General features: G+C 64.7%; 30 protein-coding genes. 14 read left to right on the plus strand and 16 right to left on the minus strand.

Annotation, left to right across the window (positions count from 1 at the left end):
* Nucleotides 1–16: 16 nt before the first annotated feature.
* The 7 genes from DOM54_RS06995 to DOM54_RS20180 form a co-directional block, all read right to left on the minus strand.
* Nucleotides 17–469 carry a hypothetical protein gene (locus DOM54_RS06995; RefSeq protein WP_162619780.1) on the minus strand — a complete coding sequence of 151 codons (453 nt, stop codon included), beginning with the start codon at nt 467–469 and terminating at the stop codon, nt 17–19.
* Between the two features lie 17 nt (nt 470–486).
* On the minus strand, nt 487–1,797 hold the full coding sequence (locus DOM54_RS07000; RefSeq protein ID WP_110715855.1) for a type II and III secretion system protein family protein: 1,311 nt from the start codon (nt 1,795–1,797) through the stop codon (nt 487–489).
* A 123-nt stretch (nt 1,798–1,920) separates the two neighbouring features.
* A complete protein-coding gene (gene sctV / locus DOM54_RS07005) occupies nt 1,921–4,083 on the minus strand; it encodes a type III secretion system export apparatus subunit SctV (RefSeq protein WP_110715631.1) in 2,163 nt (720 codons plus the stop codon).
* A 1-nt stretch (nt 4,084) separates the two neighbouring features.
* Entirely contained in the window at nt 4,085–4,441 is a 357-nt protein-coding gene (gene sctY / locus DOM54_RS07010) for a type III secretion apparatus assembly chaperone SctY (RefSeq protein ID WP_110715632.1), read from the minus strand.
* Nucleotides 4,438–4,866, minus strand: coding sequence for a hypothetical protein (locus DOM54_RS07015; RefSeq protein ID WP_110715633.1), 429 nt, complete (start codon nt 4,864–4,866; stop codon nt 4,438–4,440). Before DOM54_RS07015 ends, sctY begins: the two co-directional genes overlap by 4 nt.
* 32 nt (nt 4,867–4,898) lie before the next feature.
* Entirely contained in the window at nt 4,899–5,849 is a 951-nt protein-coding gene (locus DOM54_RS07020) for a SctD/MshK family protein (RefSeq protein ID WP_110715634.1), read from the minus strand.
* A 204-nt stretch (nt 5,850–6,053) separates the two neighbouring features.
* Nucleotides 6,054–6,224: a hypothetical protein gene (locus DOM54_RS20180; protein WP_167404610.1), complete on the minus strand. Its 171-nt coding sequence runs from the start codon at nt 6,222–6,224 to the stop codon at nt 6,054–6,056.
* Between the two features lie 908 nt (nt 6,225–7,132).
* Between DOM54_RS20180 and mntP the strand changes: the two genes are divergently transcribed.
* The 3 genes from mntP (at nt 7,133) to DOM54_RS07035 (ending at nt 8,799) form a co-directional block, all read left to right on the plus strand.
* A complete protein-coding gene (gene mntP / locus DOM54_RS07025) occupies nt 7,133–7,714 on the plus strand; it encodes a manganese efflux pump MntP (RefSeq protein ID WP_110715635.1) in 582 nt (193 codons plus the stop codon).
* A gap of 160 nt (nt 7,715–7,874) precedes the next feature.
* Nucleotides 7,875–8,027 (plus strand): alternative ribosome rescue factor ArfA, encoded by a 153-nt coding sequence (gene arfA / locus DOM54_RS07030; RefSeq protein WP_110707039.1) that lies wholly within the window; start codon nt 7,875–7,877, stop codon nt 8,025–8,027.
* Nucleotides 8,028–8,181: 154 nt separating this feature from the next.
* Nucleotides 8,182–8,799, plus strand: a complete 618-nt coding sequence (locus DOM54_RS07035) for a cyclodeaminase/cyclohydrolase family protein (protein WP_162619781.1) — start codon at nt 8,182–8,184, stop codon at nt 8,797–8,799.
* 21 nt (nt 8,800–8,820) lie between these two features.
* On the opposite strand, the gene DOM54_RS07040 is transcribed toward DOM54_RS07035, so the two are convergent.
* The 3 genes from DOM54_RS07040 to rhtA all read right to left on the minus strand — a co-directional run bounded on the left by DOM54_RS07040 (nt 8,821) and on the right by rhtA (nt 11,419).
* Nucleotides 8,821–9,429: a LysE family translocator gene (locus DOM54_RS07040; RefSeq protein ID WP_110715637.1), complete on the minus strand. Its 609-nt coding sequence runs from the start codon at nt 9,427–9,429 to the stop codon at nt 8,821–8,823.
* Nucleotides 9,430–9,565: 136 nt separating this feature from the next.
* A complete protein-coding gene (locus DOM54_RS07045; RefSeq protein ID WP_110715638.1) occupies nt 9,566–10,399 on the minus strand; it encodes an AraC family transcriptional regulator in 834 nt (277 codons plus the stop codon).
* Nucleotides 10,400–10,525: 126 nt separating this feature from the next.
* On the minus strand, nt 10,526–11,419 hold the full coding sequence (rhtA, locus tag DOM54_RS07050; protein ID WP_240613800.1) for a threonine/homoserine exporter RhtA: 894 nt from the start codon (nt 11,417–11,419) through the stop codon (nt 10,526–10,528).
* A 109-nt stretch (nt 11,420–11,528) separates the two neighbouring features.
* On the opposite strand from rhtA, the gene DOM54_RS07055 reads away from it, so the two are divergent.
* The gene (locus DOM54_RS07055; RefSeq protein WP_240613801.1) at nt 11,529–12,089 is read left to right on the plus strand and encodes a helix-turn-helix domain-containing protein; all 561 of its coding nucleotides are present in this window, start codon (nt 11,529–11,531) and stop codon (nt 12,087–12,089) included.
* A 39-nt stretch (nt 12,090–12,128) separates the two neighbouring features.
* Here the strand turns inward: DOM54_RS07055 and DOM54_RS07060 are convergent, their stop codons facing one another.
* Both DOM54_RS07060 and DOM54_RS07065 read right to left on the minus strand, forming a co-directional pair.
* Nucleotides 12,129–12,605 (minus strand): carboxymuconolactone decarboxylase family protein, encoded by a 477-nt coding sequence (locus tag DOM54_RS07060; RefSeq protein WP_110715641.1) that lies wholly within the window; start codon nt 12,603–12,605, stop codon nt 12,129–12,131.
* A gap of 137 nt (nt 12,606–12,742) precedes the next feature.
* Entirely contained in the window at nt 12,743–13,378 is a 636-nt protein-coding gene (locus DOM54_RS07065) for an aminotransferase-like domain-containing protein (protein ID WP_110715642.1), read from the minus strand.
* Between the two features lie 73 nt (nt 13,379–13,451).
* On the opposite strand from DOM54_RS07065, the gene DOM54_RS20550 reads away from it, so the two are divergent.
* Nucleotides 13,452–13,577 (plus strand): hypothetical protein, encoded by a 126-nt coding sequence (locus tag DOM54_RS20550; RefSeq protein ID WP_338067011.1) that lies wholly within the window; start codon nt 13,452–13,454, stop codon nt 13,575–13,577.
* Between the two features lie 65 nt (nt 13,578–13,642).
* Here the strand turns inward: DOM54_RS20550 and DOM54_RS07075 are convergent, their stop codons facing one another.
* Entirely contained in the window at nt 13,643–14,230 is a 588-nt protein-coding gene (locus tag DOM54_RS07075; protein ID WP_110715644.1) for a hypothetical protein, read from the minus strand.
* Nucleotides 14,231–14,405: 175 nt separating this feature from the next.
* Nucleotides 14,406–15,197 carry a helix-turn-helix transcriptional regulator gene (locus DOM54_RS07080; RefSeq protein ID WP_110715645.1) on the minus strand — a complete coding sequence of 264 codons (792 nt, stop codon included), beginning with the start codon at nt 15,195–15,197 and terminating at the stop codon, nt 14,406–14,408.
* Between the two features lie 128 nt (nt 15,198–15,325).
* Here DOM54_RS07080 and DOM54_RS07085 point away from each other — a divergent pair, with 128 nt between their 5' ends.
* The 6 genes from DOM54_RS07085 to DOM54_RS07110 all read left to right on the plus strand — a co-directional run bounded on the left by DOM54_RS07085 (nt 15,326) and on the right by DOM54_RS07110 (nt 22,011).
* A complete protein-coding gene (locus DOM54_RS07085) occupies nt 15,326–15,871 on the plus strand; it encodes a hypothetical protein (protein WP_110715646.1) in 546 nt (181 codons plus the stop codon).
* A gap of 132 nt (nt 15,872–16,003) precedes the next feature.
* Nucleotides 16,004–16,525, plus strand: a complete 522-nt coding sequence (locus tag DOM54_RS07090; protein WP_110597628.1) for a 2Fe-2S iron-sulfur cluster-binding protein — start codon at nt 16,004–16,006, stop codon at nt 16,523–16,525.
* Entirely contained in the window at nt 16,522–17,523 is a 1,002-nt protein-coding gene (locus DOM54_RS07095; RefSeq protein WP_110715647.1) for an FAD binding domain-containing protein, read from the plus strand. Before DOM54_RS07090 ends, DOM54_RS07095 begins: the two co-directional genes overlap by 4 nt.
* Entirely contained in the window at nt 17,520–19,850 is a 2,331-nt protein-coding gene (locus DOM54_RS07100) for a xanthine dehydrogenase family protein molybdopterin-binding subunit (protein ID WP_110715648.1), read from the plus strand. The genes DOM54_RS07095 and DOM54_RS07100 overlap by 4 nt, the downstream gene beginning before the upstream one ends.
* Before the next feature lie 108 nt (nt 19,851–19,958).
* Nucleotides 19,959–21,128, plus strand: coding sequence for a class C beta-lactamase (ampC, locus tag DOM54_RS07105; RefSeq protein ID WP_110715649.1), 1,170 nt, complete (start codon nt 19,959–19,961; stop codon nt 21,126–21,128).
* A complete protein-coding gene (locus DOM54_RS07110) occupies nt 21,118–22,011 on the plus strand; it encodes a LysR family transcriptional regulator (RefSeq protein WP_110715650.1) in 894 nt (297 codons plus the stop codon). The genes ampC and DOM54_RS07110 overlap by 11 nt, the downstream gene beginning before the upstream one ends.
* Nucleotides 22,012–22,027: 16 nt before the next feature.
* Here the strand turns inward: DOM54_RS07110 and DOM54_RS07115 are convergent, their stop codons facing one another.
* Together DOM54_RS07115 and DOM54_RS07120 are read right to left on the minus strand one after the other, a co-directional pair.
* Entirely contained in the window at nt 22,028–23,398 is a 1,371-nt protein-coding gene (locus tag DOM54_RS07115) for a sensor histidine kinase (RefSeq protein WP_110715651.1), read from the minus strand.
* Entirely contained in the window at nt 23,395–24,102 is a 708-nt protein-coding gene (locus DOM54_RS07120) for a response regulator (RefSeq protein ID WP_110715652.1), read from the minus strand. Before DOM54_RS07120 ends, DOM54_RS07115 begins: the two co-directional genes overlap by 4 nt.
* Nucleotides 24,103–24,316: 214 nt before the next feature.
* On the opposite strand from DOM54_RS07120, the gene DOM54_RS07125 reads away from it, so the two are divergent.
* From DOM54_RS07125 to DOM54_RS07135, 3 genes are all read left to right on the plus strand, one after another.
* The gene (locus DOM54_RS07125) at nt 24,317–25,099 is read left to right on the plus strand and encodes a MipA/OmpV family protein (protein ID WP_162619782.1); all 783 of its coding nucleotides are present in this window, start codon (nt 24,317–24,319) and stop codon (nt 25,097–25,099) included.
* 25 nt (nt 25,100–25,124) lie between these two features.
* On the plus strand, nt 25,125–25,637 hold the full coding sequence (locus DOM54_RS07130; RefSeq protein ID WP_110715654.1) for a hypothetical protein: 513 nt from the start codon (nt 25,125–25,127) through the stop codon (nt 25,635–25,637).
* Between the two features lie 171 nt (nt 25,638–25,808).
* Nucleotides 25,809–26,546 carry an SDR family oxidoreductase gene (locus DOM54_RS07135; RefSeq protein WP_110715655.1) on the plus strand — a complete coding sequence of 246 codons (738 nt, stop codon included), beginning with the start codon at nt 25,809–25,811 and terminating at the stop codon, nt 26,544–26,546.
* Nucleotides 26,547–26,573 lie beyond the last annotated feature (27 nt).

The following is a 26,573-nucleotide window of genomic DNA, read 5'->3' on the forward strand; positions in this document are numbered from 1 at the left end:
GGCGCCCATCGGTCCGTCACAGGCCATCGGTCGTCGCGGTGTCGCCCATGGCACTGCGCGCCTCGCCTTCCAGCATCGCACGCCGCTCGTTGGCGCGCCCGCGATCGTCGAGCCGCTCGCGGGCGGCGTTGGCGATGGGGCCCGCCATCGGTGGCCCCATCTCCCGCCCGCGGACCAGGTCCTGGGGATTGGCCACCATCAGCTGTAGATTCAGATCGTTGGCGCAACCCGGGGGAAGCGTCACCAGCCCCTCGGCGTCAGGTGCCGCCTGGCACAGGTTGGGCAGGGTCGCCATCCGCGCACCCGGTGCGGTCTCGGCGGTCCCCGGAGCGGCCAGCGCCACCTGGCGGTAGCCGCTGGTCCAGCTCATCGGCCCCATCGATGACTGGCAGCCGGCCAGCAGCGTCAGCATCAGCAGCGGCGCGAAGTGGCGGGTCGCGCGCGTCGTGGCGAGCGGTTTGGATGACATCACGGCGGTCTCCTCGCTCATTGCAGATAGAACCCGAAAGGATCGTCGACGCCCGCCGACCTGGCGTGCTGTGCCGGATCGTCGCCAAGCCGGGTGCTGCGGCTGACCTGGGCCTGGTCCAGTGGCGTTCTCGGCGTCGGCGACGAGGAGGGGCGGACCAGGTAGGGCGTGATCAGGATCACCAGTTCGGTCTCGTTGCGCTGGAAACGACGCGACCGGAACAGCTGGCCCAGGATCGGGATGTCGCCCAGCACCGGGATCCGCTCGATTTCGTTGGAGGCCTGGCGCTGGAACAGCCCGGCAATGGCGAAGGTCTGGCCGCTACCCACCTCGACCACGGTGTCGGCGCGTCGCACCTGCAGCGACGGCACGTCGTAGCCGGCGATCTGAACGTTGTCGCTGGAGAGACTGCTGACCTCGGGGCGCACCTCCATCGAGATGCGGCCGTTGGGCAGCAGGGTCGGAGTGCTCAGCAGGGAGACGCCGAACTGCTTGTAGTCGATCCCCACCAGATCGCTGTTGACCGGCACGGGAATCGGGATCTCGCCACCGGCGAGGAAACTGGCGGTCTGACCCGAGACCGTGGTGATGTTGGGTTCGGCGAGTATCTGCAGCAGGTTGTTCTGCTGCAGCGCCTGGAGCAGGCCGTCGATGCCCTCGCTGCCGGGCGAGCTTGCGATATTGCTGGTCAGCACGCCGAACGAGAATGAACCGTTGTTGATCAGCGCATTCCAACTGACGCCGTAGCTGAGCAGTTCGTCGCGGGCGACCTCGGCAAAGCGCACCCGGATATTGATCTGGTTGGCGCCGTCGTAGCTCGAGCGGTTGAGCCCGCCGTCGGCGGGCGCCTCGGCATCGAGGGCCGACTGCGTGGCCATGGCGCTGGCCACCGTCGCATTGCGGCCCTCGGCCACCAACTGGTTGCCGGCCATGTGCAGCCTGACCTGGCTGTCGCCGTCGATGCCGCGAAGCGCCTGGCTCGCCCTGGCGTCACCGTCGCGGACCTGCAACCGCAGCGAGGCCTGGCTTTCGTCGTCGGCGCCGAGGGCGATCAGGTTGGTATCACCAGCCTGCTTGCCGAACAGGTAGATCACCCCGGGGGAGACAACCTGTACATCGGCGATGGCGGGGTTGGCCACGAATACCGAGGCCACCTGCCGGTCGAAGCGCAGAATGCGTCCCTGGCCCGTCTCCAGTGCCAGCGTCTCGCCGGGCGTGTCGACGGCGACATCGGCATGAGCGAACGGCACGATCATCAGCAGTGCCATCACCAACTGGAGTGCCAGATAGAAGGGGGCGAGCAGAGAGGTGTGGCTAGCGCCCCTCATGACGTCGTCTGCCACTGTGCCACGAGCGTTGTCCATTGCTGTTGTCATCGGATCCCTTGTCGCAAAGCCCCGCTGGCCGCGAGGTCTCTACTCATACCTTGAAAATCTTTTATTGTCATCATGTTACGACCTGGTCTGCGCCTCGGTCTCGCGTCGCGGTGCGGGCTTCGGCAGACGCACCTGGGCGATCGCCTGCAGGCTGAATTCCGGTGCGACCTCCGGCCAGGCCAGGACGGCCATGTCGATCTCCTGCTGCTTGAGCCACTGCTGCAATGACGCGCGCACGTCCCCGGCGATCACGATCACCGGTTGCAGATCGGTATCCAGCGCGTCCAGCTGTTGCTGGAACCAGCCATTGAGTGCCCGGGACAGGGGGGCTGGCAGCCCAATGCGCAAGGACTGGGCCTCGGCGTGGCGTTGGGCTGCCCGTAGCGCTTCCTCCAGCGGGCGGGTGGCGACCCAGGCCGGCAGGACCCGGTCGCTGCGGGCATGGCGATGACAGATCTGGCGTGCCATGGCGACGCGAATGCGGTCGGCGAGCCGCGCGCTGCTGGACTCCTGCGGCCCCCAGGTCACCATCGCTTCGAGAATGGTGCGCATGGCGCGGACCGGTACCCCCTCGCTGACCAGGCGACGCAGGATTTCCGCCATCTTCTGCAGCGAGACGACGCGCACCGCCTCGGTGACCAGCTCGGCATAATCCGCTTCCATCCGCGACAGCAGTGAACGGGCTTCCTGGATGCCGACGAAATCACCGGCATAGCGAGTCAGCGTGCGTTCCAGGCAGCGCTCCAGCACCTGATCCGGTGTGCGATAGCGCATTCCCGCCTCGTCGAGCGTGCTGCTCGCCGAGTCCGGCAGCCATTGCCAGTGACCGCGGCCGACCAGTGCGGGCTGTGTCTGTGCGGAGAGTTCGAGGAGCGCCAGCGTGCCGGCGTCGTCGTCCAGCAGCACGCTGGCGGCCGGCAGTTCGCCGTTGAGCACGGGGACTTCGTCCAGCTCGATGGCGAAGCGCTGCGCGCCGAGGGCCGGCTCGAGACGCAGGCCGACGGTAGGAATGGCGATCCCCAGGTCGCGCTCGACGCGCTCCCGGACCGCCTGGATGCCCTCTCGCAGCAGCTCCAGCGACAGGGTGTCCGCGAGGGGGGCGCTCAGGCACAGCATGACGCGATGCTGGCCCGGATCGTCGGCGGCCAGGCCGGGGGCATTGGCCTCGGCGGGGGCGTCGTCCTGGCGCGGCGAAGACGTGCCAGCGCTCGGCGTGGTCTCGGCATCGGCCGTTTCCGCTTCGGCTTGCTCACGCAGGTGGCGCCGACGCAGCAGGAAGGCGGCGCTACCCAGCAGCGCCGATATCGCCAGGAACACGCCGGTGGCGAAGCCCGGGATGAAGGCGGCGCAGAACAGCACGGCGGCGGTCAGACCCAGCGCCTTGGCGTTGCTGCCGAGCTGGCCGACGATCTCGCTGCCCAGATCGCTGGCGTTGTCGGAACTGACCCGGGTGACCACGGTGCCGGCGCCGATGGAGATCAGCAGTGCCGGGATCTGGGCGATCAGGCCATCGCCGACGGTGAGCAGGGAGTAAGTCTCGACGGCTTCGCCGAACGGCATGCCATGCTCGAGCATCCCGATCAGCAAGCCGCCGATCAGGTTGACGAACAGGATCACCAGCCCGGCAATGGCGTCGCCCTTGACGAATTTCATGGCGCCATCCATTGCGCCGTAGAGCTGGCTCTCGCTCTCCAGCAGCGAACGCCGGCGGCGAGCCTCGACGTGGTCGATATCGCCGTTGCGCATCTCGTTGTCGATGCTCATCTGCTTGCCGGGCATGGCGTCGAGCGTGAAACGCGCCGCGACTTCGGCAACCCGCTCCGAACCCTTGGTGATCACTAGGAACTGGGCCACGGTGATGATCAGGAACACCACCATGCCGATGACGACCTCCCCGGCGATGACGAAGTTGCCGAAGGCGTCGACGATCTGGCCGGCGTCGGCGTCGAGCAGGATCAGGCGGGTGGTAGTGATCGACAGCGCCAGCCGGAACAGCGTTGCCAGCAGAATGATCGGCGGCAGCGAGGAGAACTCCACCGGGTGCGAGATGTAGAACGCCACGATCAGGATCAGCAGGCTGAAACCGATGTTGACCCCGATCAGCGCGTCGACCAGGGCGGTGGGCAACGGGATGATCATCATCACCACGGCCAGCACCATGAAGACCGCGATGATCACGTCGCTGCGCTGGGAGGCGCGGCGGGCGAGGATGTTGAGTCGACCGAGAAGCTGATTCATGTCATGCCCGCTCCTGTGGTGCATTGGCTTGCTGTCGCCGCTCCAGATAGCCCCGAAAGTGGCGCCGCGCGGCGTCCCGGTCGCCGTTCAGCCACTCGGCACGGCCGCGCAGCAGGAGCAGCGTGGCATCGCCCTGACCCGCGGCCTCGAGGCGCTCGATGACCTTGAGGGCACGCCCGCCGTTGCCGTGGGTCAGGAAGCCGCGACACAGCGCGCGTAGGATGCCGGTGTGTTCCGGTGCCATGCGAGTGGCGATCAGCAGCAGCACCAGCCCTCGCTGGGTCTGGCCGCTCTTTAGATAGAGGTGGCCCATCAAATGCAGCAGGTCGGCCGCATCGCGATCGTTTGTCTCTGTCATGACGGTTCCTCGTCGTCGGCGTCGTCGCTACCGGGCGCAGCGCCGGCCTGCGGTGCCATCGCTTCATTCATGCGCGCTTCCCAGGCCTGGCGCCACTCGAGCTCCTCGCCGATGACCTCCCTCGCCATCCCGACGATGTCGTCCTCCGCCTCCAGCGTCGGCAGCACACCTTCGATCACGTGCTGGAGCAGTTCGATGCTGCGGGCGTTGGCGTAGCTGCGGGCGTCGCTGGCCTCGGGGCGCTCGAGCGCGTCCAGACGCGCGGCCAGCGTCGGCTGGTCGGCGTCGCGAGCCCGGGCGTGACCGACCGCGCGTAGGAAATCGTCGTCCCGCCTGGCGGGTGCCTCGGCGGGACGGACGGGCGCCGGGCCCGTGCCTGGGGAGCGATAGCGGTCCGGATCGACCTGGCGACCGGTGATCTTCATGACACGATGGCCTCGTCAGCGCGATCTCTCATTCAGAGCGTCAGCGCGAACTGGTCGCCGCCACGGCTCAGCGTGATGCGGTCCGGCTGAATCGCGGATATCACCCATCCTGATTCGAGCGCGGCGCCGGGATAGAGCCGCTTCCCGCGGCCGTCGATGACATAGGGACTGTCGCCCAGCCACACGGCCTGCAGCTTCAGGTCGGGTGGTGCGACGTCCTGCCGGGCCTTGACGTCGTTGAGCAGCACCTGGTGGCCGCCATAGTGCTGATCGAACCAGCGCTGCGTCTGGTCCCAGGCCTCGTCCTGCGCTGCTGCGTACTGGCCGGACACGCTCAGGTAGCCGCCATGATCGGTGACGCTCAGTGAGTCGAGGCCCGCTTCCGACAGCTGGCGGCGTAGCGCTTCCGCCGGGCTTGGACGGCTCTCCGAGGTCAGCCGATGCGCCCCGTCGAGCGCCTGAGGATCGAGGGAGGCCGTCGGATAACCGCCGATATTGGCGCCGGCCTGGTTGACATCGATGAATTCGTAGACCGCCAACACGCCGAGCGTCGCCACCAGCGCGGTGAGCGTGGCGCCTCGATTGAGCGAGGTTCGCCAGCGTGGTGGCAGGGCCGGGAGCTTGGGGAGTGCCGGGATCATCGAGGGCGAGGGGGGACGCGACAGCGTCAGTGACACGCCCTCGAAGTGCAACTCGGCCGGAAGCTCGCCGCGCAGGCCGGTCCCCTGGTGCACGACGCGACCGTTGACGACGATATCGCCGCCGATCGCTTCGACCGCCAGCTGGCGTCCGTGGAACCGCAGTATCAGGTGTTCGGGCGCCACGCCGGGGTCGCCCAACAGAATATCGGCGACCTCGTCACTGCCAATCCGGCAGGTTGGCTCGCCGAGATCCATCGTCGCGCCGTGATGCAGTCCAGCGGTGACCGTGAGCGTCGCAACGACTTCGCTTGCCGACGCCATGGGGGAGGTGACGGTGTTCATGCGGTTGACTCGCTAGTGTCGTACGAAGCGGGAAGAAATTCCTTGGCTGTCCGTATCGGACTCGTCGAGGCGGACAGCCAAGGAAACTCCAGGAAATCCAGCGTTCTCCATCTTCACTGTGTTCAGGGCGTCCTGAACGCATTGCCGTGGTTGCGGCGGGGAGCGTCGCGGGCGGGGTGTAGAGTCGCCCGCGACTTCTCCGCATCAGTTCTGCGGACGCTGCTTGGTCGCATCGAGCATGGTCTTCTTCTCGGTCGTGACCTTGGTGATTTCAGCGGATTTCTCGATCGCCTGATCAAACACGGCCTTCAACTGATCAATGGAAGAGTCTGCGCTGTCATTCGAAGTTGACGGATCGATTGCGGGCGTAGCCATGGTGTTTCTCCTGGTAGCGTGAAATTCAAGGTCCGCTATTCCAGCGGTTTGAAGAGGTGCCAGACCGGGTTCTCGATATCGACCAAACTTTGGGAACGCGATCCAACGCAATTCAGACTACTGGCTGCGAATGACAATGCGACGGCTTGGAAGTAAAACTTTGATGTTTTGCGTTGCTGTAGAGTAACGGAAGGAAAGCCAAATTGATTTCATTAACCTACTAATTTAGAAGAAAAATATCTATATTGAACGGCTGTTCAATCGATTCCTGATATGCATTCATTACCCCACGTTACGTTGAAATGAGCGTTTCAATTCGCTGTGTCACTTTCTCCATTCCCGTGATTCGACGCCGCTCGATGACGGATGCGCATCAAAGTGCGCAATTTTTCTGCCGGGTTTTCATGCGCCCTTATTTTGAGATATTTCTGAATTAGTTTTGTCTGAATTTTTCGGCTTGAACTGCCGGCAGAGCGAGACATTTTTCATCCGTATGTCGCTCCATGGCGTCACCGGGAGTGACTCATTTCGACTTGATGTCGCAGCGTCGCTACTACACTCCGGTTCGTCACGATCGCTGCCAACCTTGCCGTGCCGGCTCGTAACCTCGTCATCAAAGTCCAACCGGCGTTAACTTGATTAACATCGACGACATGAATTAACCGGGGTGAATTTTTTCCTTTGAATTCAACAATTTATTGCCGTTCTTCGTTTTCGTGGCTATAGTCTGAGACCTCCTTGGGGAGTAGCCGATCACGACCGCAAGACCTTGCGGTCGTGATGTCCGTGTCAACACACCCGGCAATGCCGTGGCACGGACGCCGAGACCGGTTGGCGAGACCATGGGCATTCGCGGTACGAGTCGGGTACGGCGAATGTCGTGGCAACACCACCGGCTGGAACGAACAATGAATCCTGCATCCCTGTTCATACTCGCTTTCGCCATGTCGACCGACGCCTTCGCCGCTTCGGTCGGTAAGGGAGCGGCTCTCCGGCGCACCCGGTTCCCCGAGGCACTGCGCATCGGTGCCATTTTCGGAACGGTCGAGGCCATTACGCCGGTCATCGGCTGGGCTATCGGCTTGGCCGCCACGCGGTTCGTGTCCGAATGGGACCACTGGATCGCCTTCGTGCTGTTGGGGGCGCTCGGTGCCCACATGATCTGGGAAGGGTTCAAGCCGGTCCCGGTCGAAGCGGACGACGGCAATGCGCCGGAGCGCAAATCGGGCTGGCTGCTGGCGCTCACGGCGCTGGCCACCAGCATCGACGCCATGGCCGTCGGCGTGACGCTGGCCTTTACCGATGTGAACATCGTCGTGGCGGCGGCGGCGATCGGCCTGGCGACGATGCTCATGGTCACCGTCGGCATCATGCTGGGCCGCGCGATCGGATCGCTGATCGGCAAGCGGGCCGAAATCGTGGGGGGGCTGGTCCTGATCGGAATCGGTTTTACCGTGCTCTACGAGCATCTGGTGGCTCGTGTCGCTTGAAAGCGGGCCGACAACTGCCAGGGCCCGTTCCTATCCTCCGCGCGGCCACGACGAGCCGGTTTTTCCGTGGGGCCAGGCGCGAGCCGGTGGTTTCAAGCGCTTGGCCAAGGCCCTAAGCTGTGGCCCCTCATCCGTGAAGTCGAACGAACCTGGAGGTCAAATGGCATCACACCCCATTCGGGATAACGCGCTAAAGGCGACGTTGCGCTCGCCCCGATTCCGACAGCAGCAACAGAAACCGAAGAAAGGCAAGGGCAGCTACTCCCGCAAAGGGCGGTCGCCCGAGGGAGGGCGCCATCGCCAAGCGGCCTGAGACGATCTCCGGCCGCTTCGCCATGGTGCTTTCCTCCCGTTTTCCCCTAACAACATCTCCCGGTCACCCACCTTCGGCTCGCATCGCGCCCTGGATCGCCACGCTTTCCATGGCGGCGTCTATGCTGAGACAGCGATCCTCTCCGGGAGTCTCCATGTCGACCTCATCTTCGCTCTGGCACGCCTCGCTCGCCGATTTCCAGCACGCTGTCGAAACGCGGTCCACGCCGGGTTGCGGTACTGCCGCGGCGTTGAACGGCTGCCTGGGCCTGGCGCTGATCCTCAAGGGCTTGCGATTGCACCGGGGGGAATCCTCCGAACCCGATCGTCATCGCCGTCGTCTGATAGCCGAAGGAGACGCGTTGCAGCAGGCACTGGCCGAGGCCGTCGACGATGACGCCGCGGCATTCGACGACTATCTGCAGGCGCAACGGCGATCGAACGATGATGCCGCCGAATCGGATCCGTGCGATTCGGCCCTTGATGAGGCTCGCGAGGCCTCGATCCGGATTCCGCTGGCCGCCGCCGAGCGATGCCGGGAGGGGTTGGTGCTGGCGCTCGAGGCGCTGCCGCTGACCTCGTCGGCGATGCGCAGCGACACGCTGGCCGGCGCCACCATGCTCGGCGCGGCACTGGAGGCGTTGGTGATCGGGGCCGAAGCCAATCTCGAAGCGCTTCCCGTTCCCGCCACGCGACAGGCCATGAAGGCGCGTTGCGAGGCGCTTCGCGGAGAGGCGGAGGAGCTCCGCCGGCGACTCGGCAGCGATGGTTGACGTCGCGACGCCGACAGCGGGTCAGCCCGTGACCAGGAGGCTCCACCACGCCACTGTCAGCAGCAGCACTGCCAGGGCGCGATTGAACCATTGCCACTGATGCGGATGCCGGAACAGCGTGGCGACACCGCTGCCTACCAGCCCCCACAGCGCCAGGCAGGGCAGGGCCACGACACCGAACGTCAGGGCCAATAGACCGATATCCAGTGCGCGGGAGGCCGGGTCGGCGAAGACACCGACGACCGACAGCGCCATCATCCAGGTCTTGGGATTGACCAACTGCAAGCCGGCGGCCTGGCGCGCCCCGAAGGCCGGCGCGACGGATATCTCGTTTCCAGCCTCGACTTCCGGTGGCGGGCTGCGAAAGAGCCGCCATGCCAGCCAGCTCAGCCAGGCCACGCCGATCGCCGCCATCAGTCGACGTACGAGGGGATAGGCGAGCAGCGCCTGTGATAGCCCCAGGCCCACCGCCAGCACGATCGCCGCCGCCGCCACGCTGGCGCCGAAAACGGCGGGGAGGGCACTTTTCCAGCCCCGGCGCGAACCCTGCGCGAGTATCAGCAGGTTGGTCGGCCCCGGCGTGATCGAGGCGACGAAGGCGAACAGGGTGAATGGTAACCAGGCGGACATGATCGACTCCGGAAATAGCATGGAGTCGCAACTATTGCGCCGTTGTCACCCAGGGTCTGGAAGGTTTGAGCAGTCGCGCCCCAGACTTGCCCCGAGGCCGCTTCGACAGCGCCCCGCGCCGAAGCCTCAATCCGATTCAACCGCCCCGGACGCAGCGCTGGCGATAGCTCGCCGGCGTCAGGCCATAGGCGCGCCGGAACCAGCGCCCCAGGTGGCTCTGATCGGCAAAGCCGAGCTGGCTGGCAACCGAGGCGGGGGATTCGCCGGCTGCGAGCTGCTGGCGGGCGAGGCTCAGACGCAACTGCACCAGATAGGCATGAGGTGCCAGACCGAAGGCCGACTTGAAGGCGCGGGTCAGCCGAAAGCGATCGACGCCGCACTGCTCGGCCAGCGTCTGCAGGCCGATATCCTCGGCATAGTTCGCATGCAGCAGTTCCTGCGCTTGCCGGGCGGCACGCGGCAGGCGCGGGTCTGTCAACGGCCGTCGGCGCCAGCCCAGGTGCGGCACAAGGCCCTGGAGCAGGGCGTCGAGAGCATCGTCGCGTTCGAGCCGCGACGTCGACTGACGCAGGGTCGTGAAGGCGCGGGCGATGCTCGCGATCAATGGGGTGTCGTCGACCAGGGTCGAGGCGAAGCCCGGTTCGCCGGCAACGGAGCCGGCGGTCGCGAACTGGCGCAGCTCACGCTGCAGCCAGCCGGGATCGAGGTAGAGCATGGCGTAGGTGAAACCGCCCTCGGCCGGGGCATGGCCGTCGTGGATCTCGCCGGGCTCGACGAAGAACAGGTGGCCGGGTGTGCTGTCGTGACGAACGCGGCGGCAGTGGAACTGCTGCACGCCCTGCTCGGTGAAGCCGACCAGATAACTGTCGTGCCAATGGGGATCGTAGGCGTGCCCCTCGAAGTGGGCACGGATCGTCTCGATGCCGGTATCGCGGTCCTGTCGCAGATCGATCCAGTTCGTCGATGTCATGCAGCCTCCCGTCCGGCTGTCCATCGATGCGCTACGCCGGTTCGATCCTGGCAGCATGCCAGAAAGCGACGCCGGGGTCTGGAACGTTCGTGCAGTCCAGGCCTCGCCGCAGGAACGCTGGGGCCTTCAATCCGGCACCGGCGCCTCGAAGGTGTCGCGGCGCCGGATCGTCAGCGTGGTGCCGATCGAGGCGGCAATCACCAGTCCGATCGCCAACCACTGCAGCGTACCCAACAGCTGGCCCAGGAACAGCAGGCCGGAGAGCGCGCCCACTGCGGGCTCGAGACTCATCAGGGTGCCGAAGGTCTGGGTCGGCAGCCGTGGCATGGCGATCATCTCCAGCGTGTAGGGCAGCGCGGTGGAGAGTATCGCCACCGCCAGTGCGTACGGCAGCACCTCCGGCGCGAAGATGGCCGTACCCGCGTCGAGCAACCCCACCGGGGCGATGACCACCGCGGCGATGGTGATACCGAGGGTGGCGCTCTGGGCGCCATTGATCGCCCCCGCTTTCTGCCCGAACAGGATATAGAGTGCCCAGCAGACGCCGGCGCCGAGGGCGCAGGCCGCGCCGTAGGGATCGATCGGGCCGCTGCCGCCATCACCCAGCAGCAGCAGGCAGATCAGACCGAGTACCGCGAGGGCCACCCAGAGTAGATCCAGCCAGCGCCGCGACGAGAGCATCGCCACCGCCAGCGGCCCGGTGAACTCCAGCGCCACCGCGATACCTAGCGGCACGGTCCGCAAGGCCTGGTAGAAGAGGAGGTTCATGACGCCCAGCGAGACGCCGTAGATGAGCGTCGATTTCCAGGCGCGACGGCTCAGCGGCCGACGCCAGGGTCGCATGACGAGCAGCAGCAGCAGGGCGGCGAGGATCAGGCGAATCGAGGTGGTGCCGGTGGCGCCGATGACCGGGAACAGCGACTGGGCGACGGAGGCGCCGCTCTGGATCGAGCACATTGCCACGATCAGCATGGCCACCGGCCAGACTCTGGCGAAGAATTCGCGCATGGCGACTGACATGACACCTCCCGAGGTCTGCGGCATGATGACTCGCCAAAACGTGACCGCTTGCCGCCTTGGCGGTGAGCGGCAATGGACGAGATTCGCGATTGTACGGATGGGCAATATATTGCACAACTCTAACGAGCGCCCCGACGTACTGGTGCATGTCGCCGCCAATGTCAGGCGCCTGCGGCAGGCGGTATCTTTGAGCCAGCAGGCGCTGGCCGAGCGGTCAGGTGTCAGCCGGCGCATGCTGGTCAATATCGAAAAGGGCGACGTCAACGTCAGTCTGAGCACGCTGGATCGATTGGCCGAAGCGCTGGGCGTGCTGTTCTACGCGCTGGTCCAGCCGCCGGACAGCGAAGACTCCGCACGCATCGACGAGGTGGCCTGGGTCGGCCGCTCGCCAGAGAGCCGGGCGCGGCTGCTGGCGAGCAAGCCGGCCCGCCAGGAGGTCGAGCTTTGGTCCTGGTCGCTCGAACCGGGGGATATCTACGAATCGGTGGCCGACGACAACGGCTGGCATGAGATGCTGGTCGTGATCGAAGGGGCGCTGACGCTCGAGCTGGCAACGGGTGACGTCGTCATCCAAGCCGGCGACTTCCATGTCTATCCGAGTAACCAGCCCTATCGCTATCGCAACGATGGGACTGGCCGACTGCGCTTCATTCGCAACGTGGTGCATTGACCCCGCAGCGTACTCGGAGCCAGGCCCGGTAGCGCCCGGTCACAGTCCCGCCTTGTCCAGTCCGAACGCCTTGTCGGCGGAGCCGGGGATCGCCTGAAACGCGACGCTGAGTCGATTCCAGCCGTTGATGGCGACGATCAGGAAGGTCAGATCCGAGAGCTCCGCCTCGGAGAAGTGGCTGCGCACGTTGTCGTAGGCGCCATCATCGACCCCGTGCTCGGGCAGCCGAGTCAACGTTTCCGTCCAGGCAAGGGCAGCACGTTCGCGCGTGGTGAATAGTGTCGATTCTCGCCAGATAGCGACATGGTGAAGTCGCAGCTCGCGTTCGCCGTCGATTTTCGCCTCCTTGACGTGCATGTCGACGCAGAAGGCGCAGCCGTTGAGCTGAGACGCTCGCAGCGTCACCAGGTGCTTGATCTCCTTGATCACGTCGCTCTGCGACAGTGCCATGCTGAAATCGAGGTACTGCTGCGCGGCCTTGGGAGAGGTCTGGTGGTAATTCACGCGGGCTTGCATGTCGTTCACCTGTCTGGGTAGTGGATGATGGGAAGATGCGAACCAGATACCGGGACAGGATGGGATATAGGTGGGAGGTCGCACAGAGCCAAGATCTGCGATGATTTCTAGGCCATGGCAAGAGGCCCCACGCCGCATCACCCCATGAGCGCGGCCAGCCGGGCGGCCAGCGCGTCGGCGTGGGCGGCATCGATGACGTTGGTGAAGCTCAGCAACAGCCCGGACTGGCGTGCCGAGCTCAGATACCAGGCGGACAGTGCATGCCCACCCAGCCCGGCGCTGGCGGCCCGATTCGCGAGTGCCACGTCGTCGACGCCGTCGGGAAGACGGGCCAGCAGATGCATCCCGCCGGCTTGTAGATCGAGCTGAATCCGGTTGCCCAGATGATGCGCGAGCGCCTGGCGAAGATTTTCACGACGCTCTTTGTAGAGCGCCCGCATCCGCTTGAGGTGGCGGGCGAAATGGCCTTCGTCGATGAAATCCGCGACCACCGCCTGAGTCAGCGTCGGGCAGCCATGGCCCAGGCCCCGCATGACGTGCCGGAAGGTCGCGACCTGGACGCGGGGGACCACCAGATAGGCCAGTTTGATAGCGGGAAACAGCACCTTGCTGAACGTGCCGGTGTAGAGCACGCGTTCGTCGCCATCGAGACTCTTCAATGCCGGTACGGGTTGGCCGCGATAGCGGTACTCACTGTCGTAGTCATCCTCGATGATCCAGGCCTCTTGCCGCTTCGCCCACGCCAGCAACGCCTGGCGACGCGCCAGCGTCATCGTCAGCTCCGGTGGCTTTCACCGCGCCGGAGAGTCGAAACAGCCCAATTTCCTCACCCCGCATCTCGAAGCCGTGCTGAGTACGCTAGGCATTCGCGCGCCGGAATTCGTGTATCTGGAAGGGCTGGTCGGCCGACGCGCCACTCCCGAGGCGATGATCGCAGAGGCGGTTGCCGCGCTGGGCGATGCCTGGTACTGACGGCGGCCGATCCCTTCGAACAGCCCATCATCACGTCGACGGGCAGATCCCCGGCGCATTCGGCATCAAGGACCGCACTGCCACTCGCCTTCCAGCGTGCGCTGGGCGCCGTCGGCGCGGTCGTAGGTCAGCGTTGCCGGCCGAGCGGGCGACTCGCCACCACCGCTGGGTTCGCCGGTCACCTCGATATGGAGGGTCTTGCCCTTGCCCTCGAAAGTCGGGTTGCCGGTCATGCCGTCGAACCCGCCTGGTGCCGAGACCCGCTCCACGTAGCCGGAGACCTTGACCACCCCTTGCGCCGCCGATGACGAGTCGACATTACCCTTCGCGACCAGCAGCGGCGAGGCTTGCGCGGTCGAGAACTGGCAGCCCAGCTCGCCCGAGAAGTTGGCCTCGTCGATATCCGACGCTGTCAGCGCATCGAGGGTGATCTGGGAACCATCCCCGCCCTGGGTTGCGCCACCCGCGTCCGACGGCCGCTCGGCGGTGGCCTGTGCCGGTTCCTGAGTCGTTGCTTGTGGCGTCGATGACGCCTGGCCGCCGGCGGCGTCGTCCGCGTCCGAAGACGAATCCGAACAACCGGCCAGCGTCAGTGTCAGCAGGCCGGCCGCAACGATACCGATTCGACAGCCCTTCTTCCGGGTGAACTCCATGTTTTCTCCTGAAACAGCGATGGGGACTCACGATTACCACGCCTGAACTCTAGCGCGAGTCGTGAGTCGATGGTTAATGGAAAGGCCGGTTGAGACTTGTCTTCGGGATATGTCGTTAGCGACCGGCTCGGGTGGAGGGGATGGCGCTAGACAGTCTCGTAAGTCGACCGAGCGCTCACTCCACCCCCAGATAGATCATCAGGCAGGCGCCGGGCAGGTCGGGAATCCGCAGCGGCAGGTAGTCGAACTCGCGGTCGGTGCCGTCGGGCATTCGCATCGCCTTGCGGCCGCTGCCGAGTTCGAGCACGCCCTGCTCGGCCCAGAGTTCGCGGAAAGTGTCGCTCGCCTCGAGCAGGTCGTCGATCAGTTGGCGCATGCGCGGGTCGTCGGCGTAGCGGGTGGCCTGGCTGCGAAAGATCGACACCAGGGTGCGCGCGGATTTCAGCCAGTCGGCCTGATGCGTCTCCACGCGTTTCTGGGTGAATATCCAACACAGCTTGTTGCGTGGATGCTTGTCGCCGGGGCGCTCGATGCTGAACAGCGCGGCGGCCGCATCATTCCACGCGACCACTTCCCAGTAGGCGTCCATGACGTAGGCCGGTTCCGGTTCGAGACGATCGAGCAGGCGCTGCAGGATCGGATTGACCGTCGATTCGCCGTCGATGGCGCGCGGCGGTGCCGGGCGTCCGGCCAGCGCGTAGAGATGTTCGCGCTCGGTTTCGTTCATCATCAGCGCACGTGCCAGGCAGGCCAGGGCCCGATCGGAGGGTTGCACATCGCGGCCTTGCTCCAGGGCGGTATACCAGGCCGAACCCATGCTGGCGCGGCTGGCCACTTCCTCGCGGCGCAGGCCTGGCGTACGCCGACGGCGACCCGGCGGCAGACCGGCCATCTCGGGCGTGATGTCGGCGCGTTTGGCACGCAGGAACTCGCCCAGCGAGGGCGAAAGGGAATCGAATGCGCTCATGGGGTGATGGCCGAGCCTGAGGTTTTCAAACGTAGGATAAAGTCGCGGATTTTGTAGGATAGCGGAGAATACTAGGGTTGCCGACAGCGGCGTCAACCGACGCCTTCGTGGCTGACCGGAGAGAGTGGATGGAACCCGATTCACGTATCACGCTGGGTCTCGGGCTCGACGATAGCGAACTCGGGGCCTTGCTGGCATCGGGTTGGGCCGATGCCACGCTGTTGCTGGACGAGTCGACCGCTTCCGCCGGACCTTCGTCCCAGCCCGGTCCGAACGCGGCGGTTGGCGAAGTGGTCGGTCTGCCCTTGTCGATCGGCGATGCCGGTGCGCTGCAGCGGGCGGCAGCCTGGATCGACGATCGATACGGGCGGCTGGATGTCCTCGCCATTGGCACGGTCGAATGTCTCGCCGAGCCCGACCGTCGCTGTCCTTGGGCAAGACGGACCTCACCCTATCGCTTTGCCACCCTGGGGCCGGTTCTCGCCTTCCTGCCACTGCTCGCCCGAGCGCGCGCGGCCCGCGTCGTCCGCTTTCCCTCCTTCGATGCGATCGGCGGCGAGGCGCTATCCGATCTGCTGCAGGGCACGGCGATTCGGCTGGAGACCCTGCCATTGCCCATGAGCTCCCCGATCTCCGACCCGGGGGGCCGACAAGGCGCAGTCGGCATCGTCTGACCGGGCCGCCACGAAAGAGTGATCTTGCCAGACCGGGAAGCGAGCTACGCTCGATAAACACCCGCGATCCGCACGTAGCAACGACCTGACGACAATCCGATAACGATACACAACCGTGACTCGAGGCTCGATATGCAATGGACGATCAACGGCCAGGTTCGGGAGGCCGAGGTGGATTTCCGAACGTCACTGCTCGATCTGCTGCGCGAGCAGTTCCAGCTCAGCGGCACCAAGAAGGGCTGCAACCAGGGCGCCTGTGGTGCCTGCACCGTGCTGGTCGACGGGGAGCGCATCAACGCCTGCCTGGCACTTGCCGTTCAATATCAGGGCCGGGAGATCACCACGGTCGAGGGGTTGGCCGAGCATGGCAAGCTGCATCCGGTTCAGGCGGCGTTCGTCGAACACGACGGATTCCAGTGCGGTTACTGCACCCCCGGCCAGCTCTGCTCGGCGGTCGGCATGATCGGCGAACTCGAACGCGACCTGCCGAGTGCGGTCACGGCCGATCTGGCGGCGGGCCAGATCGAGTGGCAGCGTGACGAGCTGCGCGAACGGATGAGTGGCAATCTGTGTCGTTGCGGGGCCTACAACGGCATCGCCGACGCGATTGCGGCGGTGCTCGCCGAGGAGCTGGGTGAGGAGATAGCGCGATGAGAGCCTTCGACTATCACCAGGCCGCCGACGGCACCCAGGCGATCGAGCAGGCCGTGCGTTGCCAGCAGGCGGAGTATCTTGGCGGCGGCACCAATCTGGTCGATCTGATGCGCGAAACCGTGGAGCGTCCGCGAACCCTGATCGACGTGACGCGATTGTCCCGCGATATCACCGACACCGATGGGGGCGGCCTGATCATCGGTGCCGCCGCCACCAACGCGGCGCTGGCCGGCGATGCGCGTGTCCGTCGCCGCTACCCGCTGCTGGCCCGCGCGATCCTGAGTGGCGCCAGCGCCCAGATCCGCAATATGGCGACCGTCGGCGGCAACCTGCTGCAGCGGACGCGCTGCGCTTACTTCTACGACACGGCGACACGCTGCAACAAGCGCGAACCGGGCGCGGGCTGTGATGCGCTCGAGGGCTTTCACCGCTACCACGCCATTTTCGGCACCTCGTCATCCTGTATCGCCACGCACCCCTCGGACATGGCGGTGGCGCTGGTGGCGCTCGATGCGCGGGTTCATTTGCGTGGACCCGCTGGTGATCGGCAACTGGCGATCACCGAACTCCATCGCGAGCCGGGCGAGCGTCCGGATCTCGAGACCGAACTGCAACCCGAGGAGCTGATCGTCGCGGTGGAGGTGCCGCCGTTGGCGATGGCGGTGCATTCCCAGTACCGCAAGGTGCGAGACCGCGCCAGTTATGCCTTTGCGCTGGTATCGGTGGCGTCCATGGTCGAGCTCGACGGAGACATCATCGCCGATACGCGCCTGGCGCTGGGCGGCGTGGGGACGAAACCGTGGCGGGCCTGGCAGGCGGAAGCGGCGCTGCGGGGCCAGCCGGCCACCGCGGCGACGCTCGCCGCCGCCGTCGATGCCGAGCTGGCCGCTGCCCGGCCGCTGCCCGGCAATACCTTCAAGGTCGAGCTGGCGCGGCGACTGATGATCGCGGAACTGTCGCAGCGTCTCTCGGACGCGCGTAATGGAGGTGACGCATGAGTGCTCTCGATACAGGACGGTCGGGCGATACCCAACCCGCGGGCGTCGCCCTGGCCGGCGACTACTGGCGTCCGGAGGGGCGGCCGGATCCCTTGGGCGAGAAGGGGCGAAGCGGGATCGGCGCGCCGTTGTCGCGTGTCGACGGGGCGGACAAGGTCACCGGCGGCGCGCGCTTCGCCGGCGAGTTCCGCTTCGACGGCATGCTCTACGCCGCACTGGTCTGCAGCACCATCGCCAACGGCCGCATCGTCGGGATCGATACCCGCGACGCCGAGTCCTTGGACGGCGTGGCGCTGGTGATGACGCACCAGAACGCACCGCGGCTCAATACCCCGCCTGTGTTCCTGCGCGCCCCCAACGGCGCCGCCGGCGACGATCATCCGATCATGCAGACCGATCGCGTCCACTGGAACGGCCAGCCGGTGGCGCTGGTCCTAGCCGAAACCCAGGAACAGGCCGATGCCGCCGCCGAGAGTATCCGCGTGGATTACGCGGCCGAACCGGCGATGACCGATTTCGCGATCGCCAAGACCCAGGCGCGCCAGCCGGACAACGTGCTCGGCGGGCCGGCCGAGATCCGCGTGGGTGATGCCGATTCAGCCCTGGCAGCCGCCGCCTACAGGGTCGACGCCACCTATACCACCCCACGCCACAATCACAATGCCATCGAGCCCCACGCGCTGACGCTGGCGTGGGTGAACGAGGCAGAGGGCGAGGGCGAAACGCTGCGAATTCACGATGCCTCCCAGTGCGTCGATCTGGCCGTGGCATCGCTGGCCGAGGTGTTCGGCATCGACATCTCGCGGATTCACATCACGTCGCCGTTCGTGGGGGGCGGCTTCGGTGGCAAGACACTGTGGCAGCATCAGATCCTGGCCGCGGCGGCGGCGAAGCTCGCGGGTCGCCCGGTACGGCTGGCGCTGTCTCGCGAGGGCGTCTACCGATTGGTCGGCGGGCGGGCCTGCACCGAGCAGCGGGTCGCCCTGGGGGCGGACGACCGGGGCAGGCTGCAGGCACTGATCCACTCGGGAGTCGCGGCGATGACTCGCCACAACAACCTGCCCGAACCCTTCTTCCAGGCGACCAAGTGCCTGTACGCGGCCGACCATATCCGGTTGTCGATCGATGTCGCGGACATGCACATGCTGGCCAACACCTTCATGCGTGCGCCGGGCGAGTCGGTGGGCACTTTCGCGCTGGAGTCGGCCCTCGACGAGCTGGCCGACCAGCTCGGCATGGACCCGCTCGAACTGAGGGCGCGCAACGAGCCGGAGCGTGATCCCACCAGCGGCCTGGCATTCTCCTCGCGTCAATTGCTGGAAGCGGCTCGTGCGGGAGCCGAGCGCTTCGGCTGGTCCGAGCGCAGCGCGACGCCCGCTGGCCGGCACGACGGCGAGTGGCAGATCGGCATGGGCTGCGCCACGGCCACCTATCCCTACATGCGCATGCCCGGGGCTGCGGCCAGCATCACGCTCACGCCCGACGGCGCGACCGTGGGCATCGCCGCCCATGAGATGGGGATGGGCACGGCGACGGTGCAGACCCAGGTCGCCGCCGCACGGCTAGGTCTGCCGGTGGAGAAGATCGCTTTTCGGTATGGCGATTCGCGACTGGCCGGAAGCGTGCTGGCGGGTGGCTCGCAGCAGACGGCGGCGATCGGCGGCGCGGTGATCGCGGCGCAGCGAGCGCTGGTCGCGGAACTGCTGTCGCTGGTGGATGAGCACTCGCCGTTGTCCGGTCTTTCGCCGGACGAGATCGAATGCCGGGACGAAGGCATCGGCGCCATCGGCGATGGCTCGCGCTTCGAGAGCTATCGCCAGATCCTGGCGTCCGCCGGTCGCAGCGAACTCTCCGCGGAGGCGAACGCCGCCGAATCGCAAGAACTCGGCAACTGGTCGATGCACTCCTTCGGCACGATCTTCTGCGAGGCGGGGGTGAGCGCGGTCACCGGCGAGGTGCGCGTCCGCCGCCTGCTCGGGTCATTCGACTGCGGCCGGATTCTCAACGCCAAGACGGCGGCGAGCCAGTTCCGCGGCGGCATGATCATGGGCCTCGGGATGGCGCTGATGGAGGAGACGCTGTTCGATGCGCGCAGTGGCCGGGTGATGAACCCCAGCCTGGCCGATTACCACGTGCCGGTGCAGATGGACGTGCCGGAGATCGAGGTGATGTGGACCGATATTCCCGACCCGCACACGCCCATGGGGTCCCACGGCGTCGGCGAGATCGGCATTACCGGCGTCGGCGCGGCGGTGGCCAATGCGGTCTACAACGCCTGCGGAAAGCGTGTTCGCGATCTGCCGATCACGCTGGACAGGCTGCTGTAGACGATCGACGACGGTTTCGGTTTGTGCGGTTTTTGCGCATGATTGGCGGCACCGTTTTCCGCGCCCGACGTTTCCCGTCGGCGCGCACTGCCGAGGACCGAAATCGTCATGAAAGGAATCGCATTGGGAGTGTCGCTGCTTTTGCTGGGCTCGTCGAGTGTGGCGCTGGCGGAGGACGATGACGTCGATGTTCGCGGTGCCGTTGATCCGATCGTCGCGTCGCTGATGCAGCAGCAGAGCATCCCCGGCATGGCGGTGGCGGTGGTGCGGCCGCAGGGCGTGCAGATTCTGAACTACGGCGTCGCCGATCGTGACGACGGCACCCCGGTCGGCGGCGATACCCTGTTCGAGATCGGCTCGCTCAGCAAGACGTTCACTGCCACGCTGGCCACGCTTGCCGCCGTCGAGGGCAAGCTCGATCTGGATGCGCCGGTCAGCCGTTATCTGCCGGCGCTCGAGGGCAGCGCGTTCGACCGGATCAGCGGGCGCAACCTGGGCACGCACACCACCGGCGGGCTGCCGCTGTTCGTGCCGGACGAGGTGACGGACCATGACTCGCTGATGGCCTGGTACCGACAGTGGCAGCCGACCGAGGCGATCGGCGAGGTGCGCACCTACTCCAATCTGGGCATCGGCCTGCTGGGCGTCGAGACTGCCGCGAGCCTCGATCAGGGGTTCGTGCCGGCGATGCGGGCTCGGGTGCTGGAACCGCTGGGTTTGCAGCACACCTGGTACGACGTTCCCGAGGCGCAGATGGCGCATTACGCCATGGGCGAGGACAAGCAGGGCGAACCCATTCGCGTGGCGCCCGGGGTGCTCGATGACGAGGCCTACGGTATCAAGACCACTGCGGGCGACCTGGCCCGGCTGGTGCAGGCCAATCTCGGCCTGCTCGAGATCGACGACGACCTGCAGCAGGCGATCGACGTCACGCGCCGGGGCAATTTCCAGGTCGGCGACATGACCCAGGATCTGATCTGGGAGCAGTACCCGCTGCCGGTCTCGATCGATACGCTGCTGGCGGGCAACGGCTATGACATGATCCTGAAACCCAACGCGGCCAAGGCGATCGAGCCACCACAGGCACCGCGGGACGACGTCTGGATCAACAAGACCGGCTCCACCAACGGCTTCGGCGGCTATGTGGTTCTCGTGCCCGGCAAGCAGGTCGGGCTGGTCATGCTGGCCAACAGGAACTATCCCAACGATGCGCGAGTGCAGGCGGCCTACGAGATGCTGTCGAAGCTGAACGTGGTCGACGGTGGCGATGCGCGGTAATGAGTTCGCCGAACTGCAGGCATTTCTCGCCGTTGCCGAGCAGGGCAGCTTCGTTCGCGCGGCGGAGGCGCTGCAGGTCTCGCCATCGGCCCTGAGCCAGACCATCAAGGGGCTCGAGGCGAGGCTCGACGTCCGGCTGTTTCATCGCACCACCCGCCGGGTCGGATTGAGCCAGGCGGGGGAAAGGCTGCTGGCCCGCCTGAAGCCGGCGGTGGAGGAGGTCGAGGCGGCCGTCGCCGATGCCGCCGAGCTCGGTGAGCGGCCCCAGGGCCGATTGCGCCTTCATGCCTTCCGGGTCGGCTACCAGCTCTATCTGGCACCTCTGCTGGCCCGCTTTGCCGAGGCGTATCCCGATATCGAACTGGATCTGACGCTGGACGATCAGCCGGTCGACATGATCGAAGCGGGCTTCGACGGGGCGATCCGGCTCGGCGAGCTGCTCGAGCAGGACATGATCGCGATGCCGCTGGGCGCGACCCTGCGCCACTGCGTGGTCGCGTCACCGGCGTACGTGAAGCGCCACGGCAAGCCCGCGACACCTTCCGACCTGCACCGGCACCGCTGCATCAACTGGCGCTGGCCGGGGCAGATGCATCCGTACCAGTGGGAGTTCCATCGCGACGGTGGCTGGTTTCGGGTCGCTGTCCATGGTCCGCTGATCGTCAACGATCTGAGGGCCATGCTCGAGGCGGCCGTCAACGGCGTCGGCATCGCCTTCACCGTCGATGCCTGGGCAGCCCCGTTGATCCGCGAGGGGCGTCTGGTGACCATGCTCGATGCGTGGTGTGCGCCATTCGATGGATTCTACTTCTGTTACCCGCGTCAGCGTCACCACCTGGCCGCAATGCGGGTCTTCATCGACTTCCTCAAGCGAAACGCCTGAGGCGCCAGCGACTGGGTCAGGCCCTCGGACGGGACGCTCCTTGCAGGGGCAGACGGAGCGTGGCGATCAGACCATGAGGCTGGCGGTTGGCGAGGGTCAACTCGCCGCCATGGAAATGCGCGATGGAGCGGCATGCAGCTAACCCCAGGCCGTATCCGCCGGTGTGAGGGTTGCGTGACGGCTCCACTCGGTAGAAAGGGTCGAATAGCCTTGGCAGGCTCTCTGGCGGTACACCGGGTCCCTGGTCCTGAACCGTAATGACGACATCGCGGGCGGATACCTTCAGGTTGACCTCGGCATGGCCGCCATACTTGACGGCATTGTCGATCAGGTTGGTCAGGGCTCGCGTCAAGGCCAGCGGTTGACCGTCGTAGACGACGCGATGTCCTGGTCGGAAACGAACCTCCTTGCCTGTGTCCCGGAAGTTGTCGATAACCGTGTGGAGCAGCTCACCGAGCTCGAAGCGGGTCATTTCCTCGGGGCGGGATTCCAGTTGAAAATATGATAGGCAGGATTGGACCATGGATTGCAGCTCATCGATGTCGGCCATGATCTTGTCGCGTTGCCGTTCGTCGTCGACGAGCTCACTGCGTAGCTTGAGTCGTGTCAAAGGCGCCCTGAGATCATGGGATATCGCCGAAAACATCTCGATACGGCCGTCCAGTAATCGCTGGATCTGGACCTGCATGGCGTTGAACGCGGAGAGCGCTTCTCTGATCTCGAGGGGGCCACGAATTGCCAGTGGTTGGGTCCGAGCACCGACTCCGAAACGCTCGACGGAATTCGCGAACGAGCGCAGTGGCCTGGCCACTCTCAGGCCAAAAAACCAGGAAATGACGACGGTAGAGATAAGTACGAAAAACCCGGTGATCAGCGTTCGTGACGCCGAACTGAGACCCCAAAGTTTTGATGGGGTATCAAACATCATCCAGGAGTGATCCTCAAGCCGAATAGCGATCGCATAGAATCGCTGGTCGGGTGGAAATGGCGAGGACTCCCATCCTTCATTTTTGGGACCGATGGTCAGAATTTCACTATCGGGATAGCCCAGTATTCTTCTGACATCAGGCCAGGAATCGTTGTCGTCACTCTTTTTCGTTGTGGGGATGGGAAGTTTTTTACGATCGGAAAACCAACGGATAGTGATTCCGTCTCCTGATACCTTTTCTGCAATGGACTGTCGCTGAGAGGGTGATAAGTAGTTGAATGTCTTGGCAATACTTCCTACTACTACAAGCTGGTCGATGTCCTGAATCGGTGGATTGGACCAGGTGCCGGAGAATCTGAGGAAGGTAAGGTTCATGATCAGGGCAATCAATATGGCAGCGATGACGTTGACAATGAACCAGCCATTGAGGCTGCCGATGAAACGGTGTCTCGTGGTCATGATCTATGGACCGCTGGCGAGAATAGATAACCCATGTTGCGAATCGTCTTGATGATTTCGGGCCTTCGGGGATCGGTCTCGAGCTTGCGGCGCAACCGGCTGACGAGAACATCGATGCTTCTGTCGAACACCTCATGAGCCGATCCTTTGGTATAATCCAGCAGCTGATCGCGCGATAACAGTTGCCCCGGGTGACTGAGAAATGTCATCAGTAGTGCGAACTCTCCTCCGGATAGGGGAATCAATGTATGATCCGGACGGCGCAACTCACGGCGTGTGACATTGAGCTTCCAGTGTCTGAACTGCAGTGAGGAAGGCGATGATTCCTGACTATCGGGCCTTTCCGTTACCCGTCGGAGAATAGCTCGAATCCTTGCCAGAAGTTCTCGTGGCTCGAACGGTTTGGTAACGTAGTCATCGGCCCCCAGTTCCAACCCGATGACTCGTTCTGTTGTCTCCGATACTGCCGTCAACATAATAATAGGTATCGAAGATTTCTTTCTCATTCTTCGGCAAATACTGATGCCATCCTCGCCAGGAAGCATGATGTCTAGAATAATGACGTCGAACGTGGATTCTTCCAATTTCCGATCCAGTTCCTGGCCGGATGAAGCGGTTTCTATCTCGATATCATAGCGGCCGAAGAAGGTCGTCATGAGCTCGAGAAGGTCGATGTCGTCATCGACGACCAGGAGTCTCGTCATCGTCTGTGCCTCTGGTTCTTTTTTGGTCCGTCGCCGGGCTAGCGTCGAATGTATCGCTTCGTGACCAATATGTCCGTTCGGAAACACTGCAGAGATAACCCGGAAAGATCGTCGTGCCACTATTCATTCCAACATGATTTTACGGCCTCGTGTCCAGCCATCTTTGTTGGAGAGAAAAACAATGCACGATCCATCAAGCTCGAGAATTCCTGCTTTGCTACTGTCTGCGATCGGCGCTCTCGCGGCACTTTGGGCCCCCGGGGCCGCGGCGCAGGACGAACCGGTCGGTGATGGCGGCGCCGATCAATGGCGCTTGGGGGTGATGGGATCGATATCCGATGACGCCTATGCGGGAGCCGACGCCAGCACCAGCGTACTCCCGCTGATCTATTTCGATGGCCGGTGGCTGTTTTTCCATGCAACGGAAGGTGGTGTCCACCTGTACCGTAGCGGTGCCTTCACCCTGGACGCTTTGCTGTCGTTAGGCGGACAGGAGATGGATCCGGACGATCTCGGACGACGGGAGCTGACGGCAGCCGGTGTCGATCGAGACAGGCTGGATGACCGTGATCGCAGCTATTACGCTGGCCTCGCTGGTACCTGGAGGACGCCATTCGGGGTGCTGGGCGCAGAGGCGCAGACGGACATATCGGGCAACGCCGAGGGCGAGCGCTACCATGGGTACTACGCCTATCCTTGGCAGGCAGGCGACTTGCGAATCACCCCCAGCCTGGGGGTTACCTATCTCTCTGGCAGGATCACCGATTACTATTTCGGGGTCGATACGGATGAGAGCCTGGACGGCAGTTACGCCTATTATCCCGATGCCGCGCTCGTTCCTGGTGCCGGCCTCGACCTCGCCTACGCGCTGAATCGGGACTGGGCGGTCTATGCCGGCCTGGAATACCAGCACTATCCCGACGAGATTGCCGACAGCCCACTGATCGAGGACGACCATGCCGTTTCCTTCCATAGCGGAATCAGCTACTCGTTTTGATGAGGAAGGGCGATATCTGCTGTCGATGGCGCCTTCGGAAGCCCTCGATCTTCCCATCGAGGTCATGCCGGGTAACCGCTTGCTGGCCCTGCTGTGCCCCGGTCCGGCACACAGTTCTCGGCTCTGTTTCGCCCATGTCGAGCTGGGCGAGCGGGGACCGGATTCGGTAGCCGGCGACGAAGATATCGTCTACATGGATCTGCATCGTGCCTGCCAGGCGCCCTCGCTGGGCATCTCCCTGGCCTTGAGGCGGTGTGCCTTTCCCGTCAACGATGACGGCGGCCTCGGTTTCGGCCCCGTTGGTGGGGCGGGGAGACAAGCGGATTCGGCATGCCCTTCACCCTGCTGGGTCGGCGGCTTCTGGCGCCAAGGTCCTTCTCGACCGACCGCCACGATCCTGCGGAAAACCGCCGATGCCGATACCGTGTTCGGGACGGGCGCTGCACCTCTGATGCTGGGGAATGATGATCTGACATGGTGGCTCGATCCGCACCTCGTCGATCGCATGGAGCTCCTTCGGCGGCTGTCGAGACGGTGAGGTCCCAAGGGGGGATCGATTCCCGGATTTGCCGTGGCCATTGTCGGATTATGTCTCTCTGGCTTCACAACGAATGAATGTTTTCCCCGATTATTGTTTTCGATTCACTCAATAAACTGCTCCTCGTTGGTCGTGCCGTCGCACGACCCTTCACGAGACGAGGTAGCTACCATGACGGATCCCGCAGACAAGGTCGTTCTGATTACCGGTGCGAGTAGTGGCATCGGCGAGGCCACCGCACGCCATCTGGGGGCACGGGGGTTTCGACTGATGCTGGGGGCGCGTCGCGTTGACCGGCTCGAACGTCTGGCCGACGAGATACGCGAGAGCGGGGGCAAGGCCAACTGGCGTCAGCTCGATGTCACCTCCATCGATTCCATGCGCGGTTTCGTCACCGCAGCGCAGGAAACTTATGGCCGTGTGGATGTCATCATCAACAATGCTGGCGTCATGCCGCTTTCGAAGCTCGAGGTGCTCAAGCTGGACGAGTGGAACCGGATGATCGACGTCAACATTCGCGGTGTCCTCCACGGTATCGCGGCGGTGCTACCGGTCATGCAGGACCAGAAGGCAGGGCAGGTCATCAATCTGTCCTCCATCGGTGGACATGCGGTCTCGCCTACCGCAGCCGTCTACTGCGCGACCAAGTTTGCCGTGGGGGCGATCTCCGAAGGGCTGCGCCAGGAAGTGGGCGGCGACATTCGTGTGACAGTGATCAGCCCGGGTGTCACCGAGTCCGATCTTGCCGATTCGATCACCGATCCGACGGCCAGGGAGGCGATGCGAGCCTTCCGTGAAGGCGCCATACCGGCCGAGGCCATTGCCCGGTCGATCGCTTTCGCTATCGAGCAGCCGGCCGCCGTCGATGTCAGCGAAATCATCGTGCGCCCCACGGCCAGTCCCTACTGACCGTGGCCGCCGGATCGGACATCTGAA

Origin of the sequence: Salinicola acroporae (assembly GCF_003206615.1) — a bacterium.
Classification (GTDB): Bacteria; Pseudomonadota; Gammaproteobacteria; order Pseudomonadales; family Halomonadaceae; genus Salinicola; species Salinicola acroporae.

What these genes read in the sequence shown, in the direction of transcription:
- DOM54_RS06995 (WP_162619780.1), bottom strand. Translation starts at nt 469, where the DNA reads ATGTCATCCAAACCGCTCGCCACGACGCGCGCGACCCGCCACTTCGCG.
- DOM54_RS07000 (WP_110715855.1), bottom strand. Translation starts at nt 1,797, where the DNA reads ATGAGGGGCGCTAGCCACACCTCTCTGCTCGCCCCCTTCTATCTGGCA.
- sctV (WP_110715631.1), bottom strand. Translation starts at nt 4,083, where the DNA reads ATGAATCAGCTTCTCGGTCGACTCAACATCCTCGCCCGCCGCGCCTCC.
- sctY (WP_110715632.1), bottom strand. Translation starts at nt 4,441, where the DNA reads ATGACAGAGACAAACGATCGCGATGCGGCCGACCTGCTGCATTTGATG.
- DOM54_RS07015 (WP_110715633.1), bottom strand. Translation starts at nt 4,866, where the DNA reads ATGAAGATCACCGGTCGCCAGGTCGATCCGGACCGCTATCGCTCCCCA.
- DOM54_RS07020 (WP_110715634.1), bottom strand. Translation starts at nt 5,849, where the DNA reads ATGAACACCGTCACCTCCCCCATGGCGTCGGCAAGCGAAGTCGTTGCG.
- DOM54_RS20180 (WP_167404610.1), bottom strand. Translation starts at nt 6,224, where the DNA reads ATGGCTACGCCCGCAATCGATCCGTCAACTTCGAATGACAGCGCAGAC.
- mntP (WP_110715635.1), top strand. Translation starts at nt 7,133, where the DNA reads ATGAATCCTGCATCCCTGTTCATACTCGCTTTCGCCATGTCGACCGAC.
- arfA (WP_110707039.1), top strand. Translation starts at nt 7,875, where the DNA reads ATGGCATCACACCCCATTCGGGATAACGCGCTAAAGGCGACGTTGCGC.
- DOM54_RS07035 (WP_162619781.1), top strand. Translation starts at nt 8,182, where the DNA reads ATGTCGACCTCATCTTCGCTCTGGCACGCCTCGCTCGCCGATTTCCAG.
- DOM54_RS07040 (WP_110715637.1), bottom strand. Translation starts at nt 9,429, where the DNA reads ATGTCCGCCTGGTTACCATTCACCCTGTTCGCCTTCGTCGCCTCGATC.
- DOM54_RS07045 (WP_110715638.1), bottom strand. Translation starts at nt 10,399, where the DNA reads ATGACATCGACGAACTGGATCGATCTGCGACAGGACCGCGATACCGGC.
- rhtA (WP_240613800.1), bottom strand. Translation starts at nt 11,419, where the DNA reads ATGTCAGTCGCCATGCGCGAATTCTTCGCCAGAGTCTGGCCGGTGGCC.
- DOM54_RS07060 (WP_110715641.1), bottom strand. Translation starts at nt 12,605, where the DNA reads ATGCAAGCCCGCGTGAATTACCACCAGACCTCTCCCAAGGCCGCGCAG.
- DOM54_RS07065 (WP_110715642.1), bottom strand. Translation starts at nt 13,378, where the DNA reads ATGACGCTGGCGCGTCGCCAGGCGTTGCTGGCGTGGGCGAAGCGGCAA.
- DOM54_RS07075 (WP_110715644.1), bottom strand. Translation starts at nt 14,230, where the DNA reads ATGGAGTTCACCCGGAAGAAGGGCTGTCGAATCGGTATCGTTGCGGCC.
- DOM54_RS07080 (WP_110715645.1), bottom strand. Translation starts at nt 15,197, where the DNA reads ATGAGCGCATTCGATTCCCTTTCGCCCTCGCTGGGCGAGTTCCTGCGT.
- DOM54_RS07085 (WP_110715646.1), top strand. Translation starts at nt 15,326, where the DNA reads ATGGAACCCGATTCACGTATCACGCTGGGTCTCGGGCTCGACGATAGC.
- DOM54_RS07090 (WP_110597628.1), top strand. Translation starts at nt 16,004, where the DNA reads ATGCAATGGACGATCAACGGCCAGGTTCGGGAGGCCGAGGTGGATTTC.
- DOM54_RS07095 (WP_110715647.1), top strand. Translation starts at nt 16,522, where the DNA reads ATGAGAGCCTTCGACTATCACCAGGCCGCCGACGGCACCCAGGCGATC.
- DOM54_RS07100 (WP_110715648.1), top strand. Translation starts at nt 17,520, where the DNA reads ATGAGTGCTCTCGATACAGGACGGTCGGGCGATACCCAACCCGCGGGC.
- ampC (WP_110715649.1), top strand. Translation starts at nt 19,959, where the DNA reads ATGAAAGGAATCGCATTGGGAGTGTCGCTGCTTTTGCTGGGCTCGTCG.
- DOM54_RS07110 (WP_110715650.1), top strand. Translation starts at nt 21,118, where the DNA reads ATGCGCGGTAATGAGTTCGCCGAACTGCAGGCATTTCTCGCCGTTGCC.
- DOM54_RS07115 (WP_110715651.1), bottom strand. Translation starts at nt 23,398, where the DNA reads ATGACCACGAGACACCGTTTCATCGGCAGCCTCAATGGCTGGTTCATT.
- DOM54_RS07120 (WP_110715652.1), bottom strand. Translation starts at nt 24,102, where the DNA reads ATGACGAGACTCCTGGTCGTCGATGACGACATCGACCTTCTCGAGCTC.
- DOM54_RS07130 (WP_110715654.1), top strand. Translation starts at nt 25,125, where the DNA reads ATGGCGCCTTCGGAAGCCCTCGATCTTCCCATCGAGGTCATGCCGGGT.
- DOM54_RS07135 (WP_110715655.1), top strand. Translation starts at nt 25,809, where the DNA reads ATGACGGATCCCGCAGACAAGGTCGTTCTGATTACCGGTGCGAGTAGT.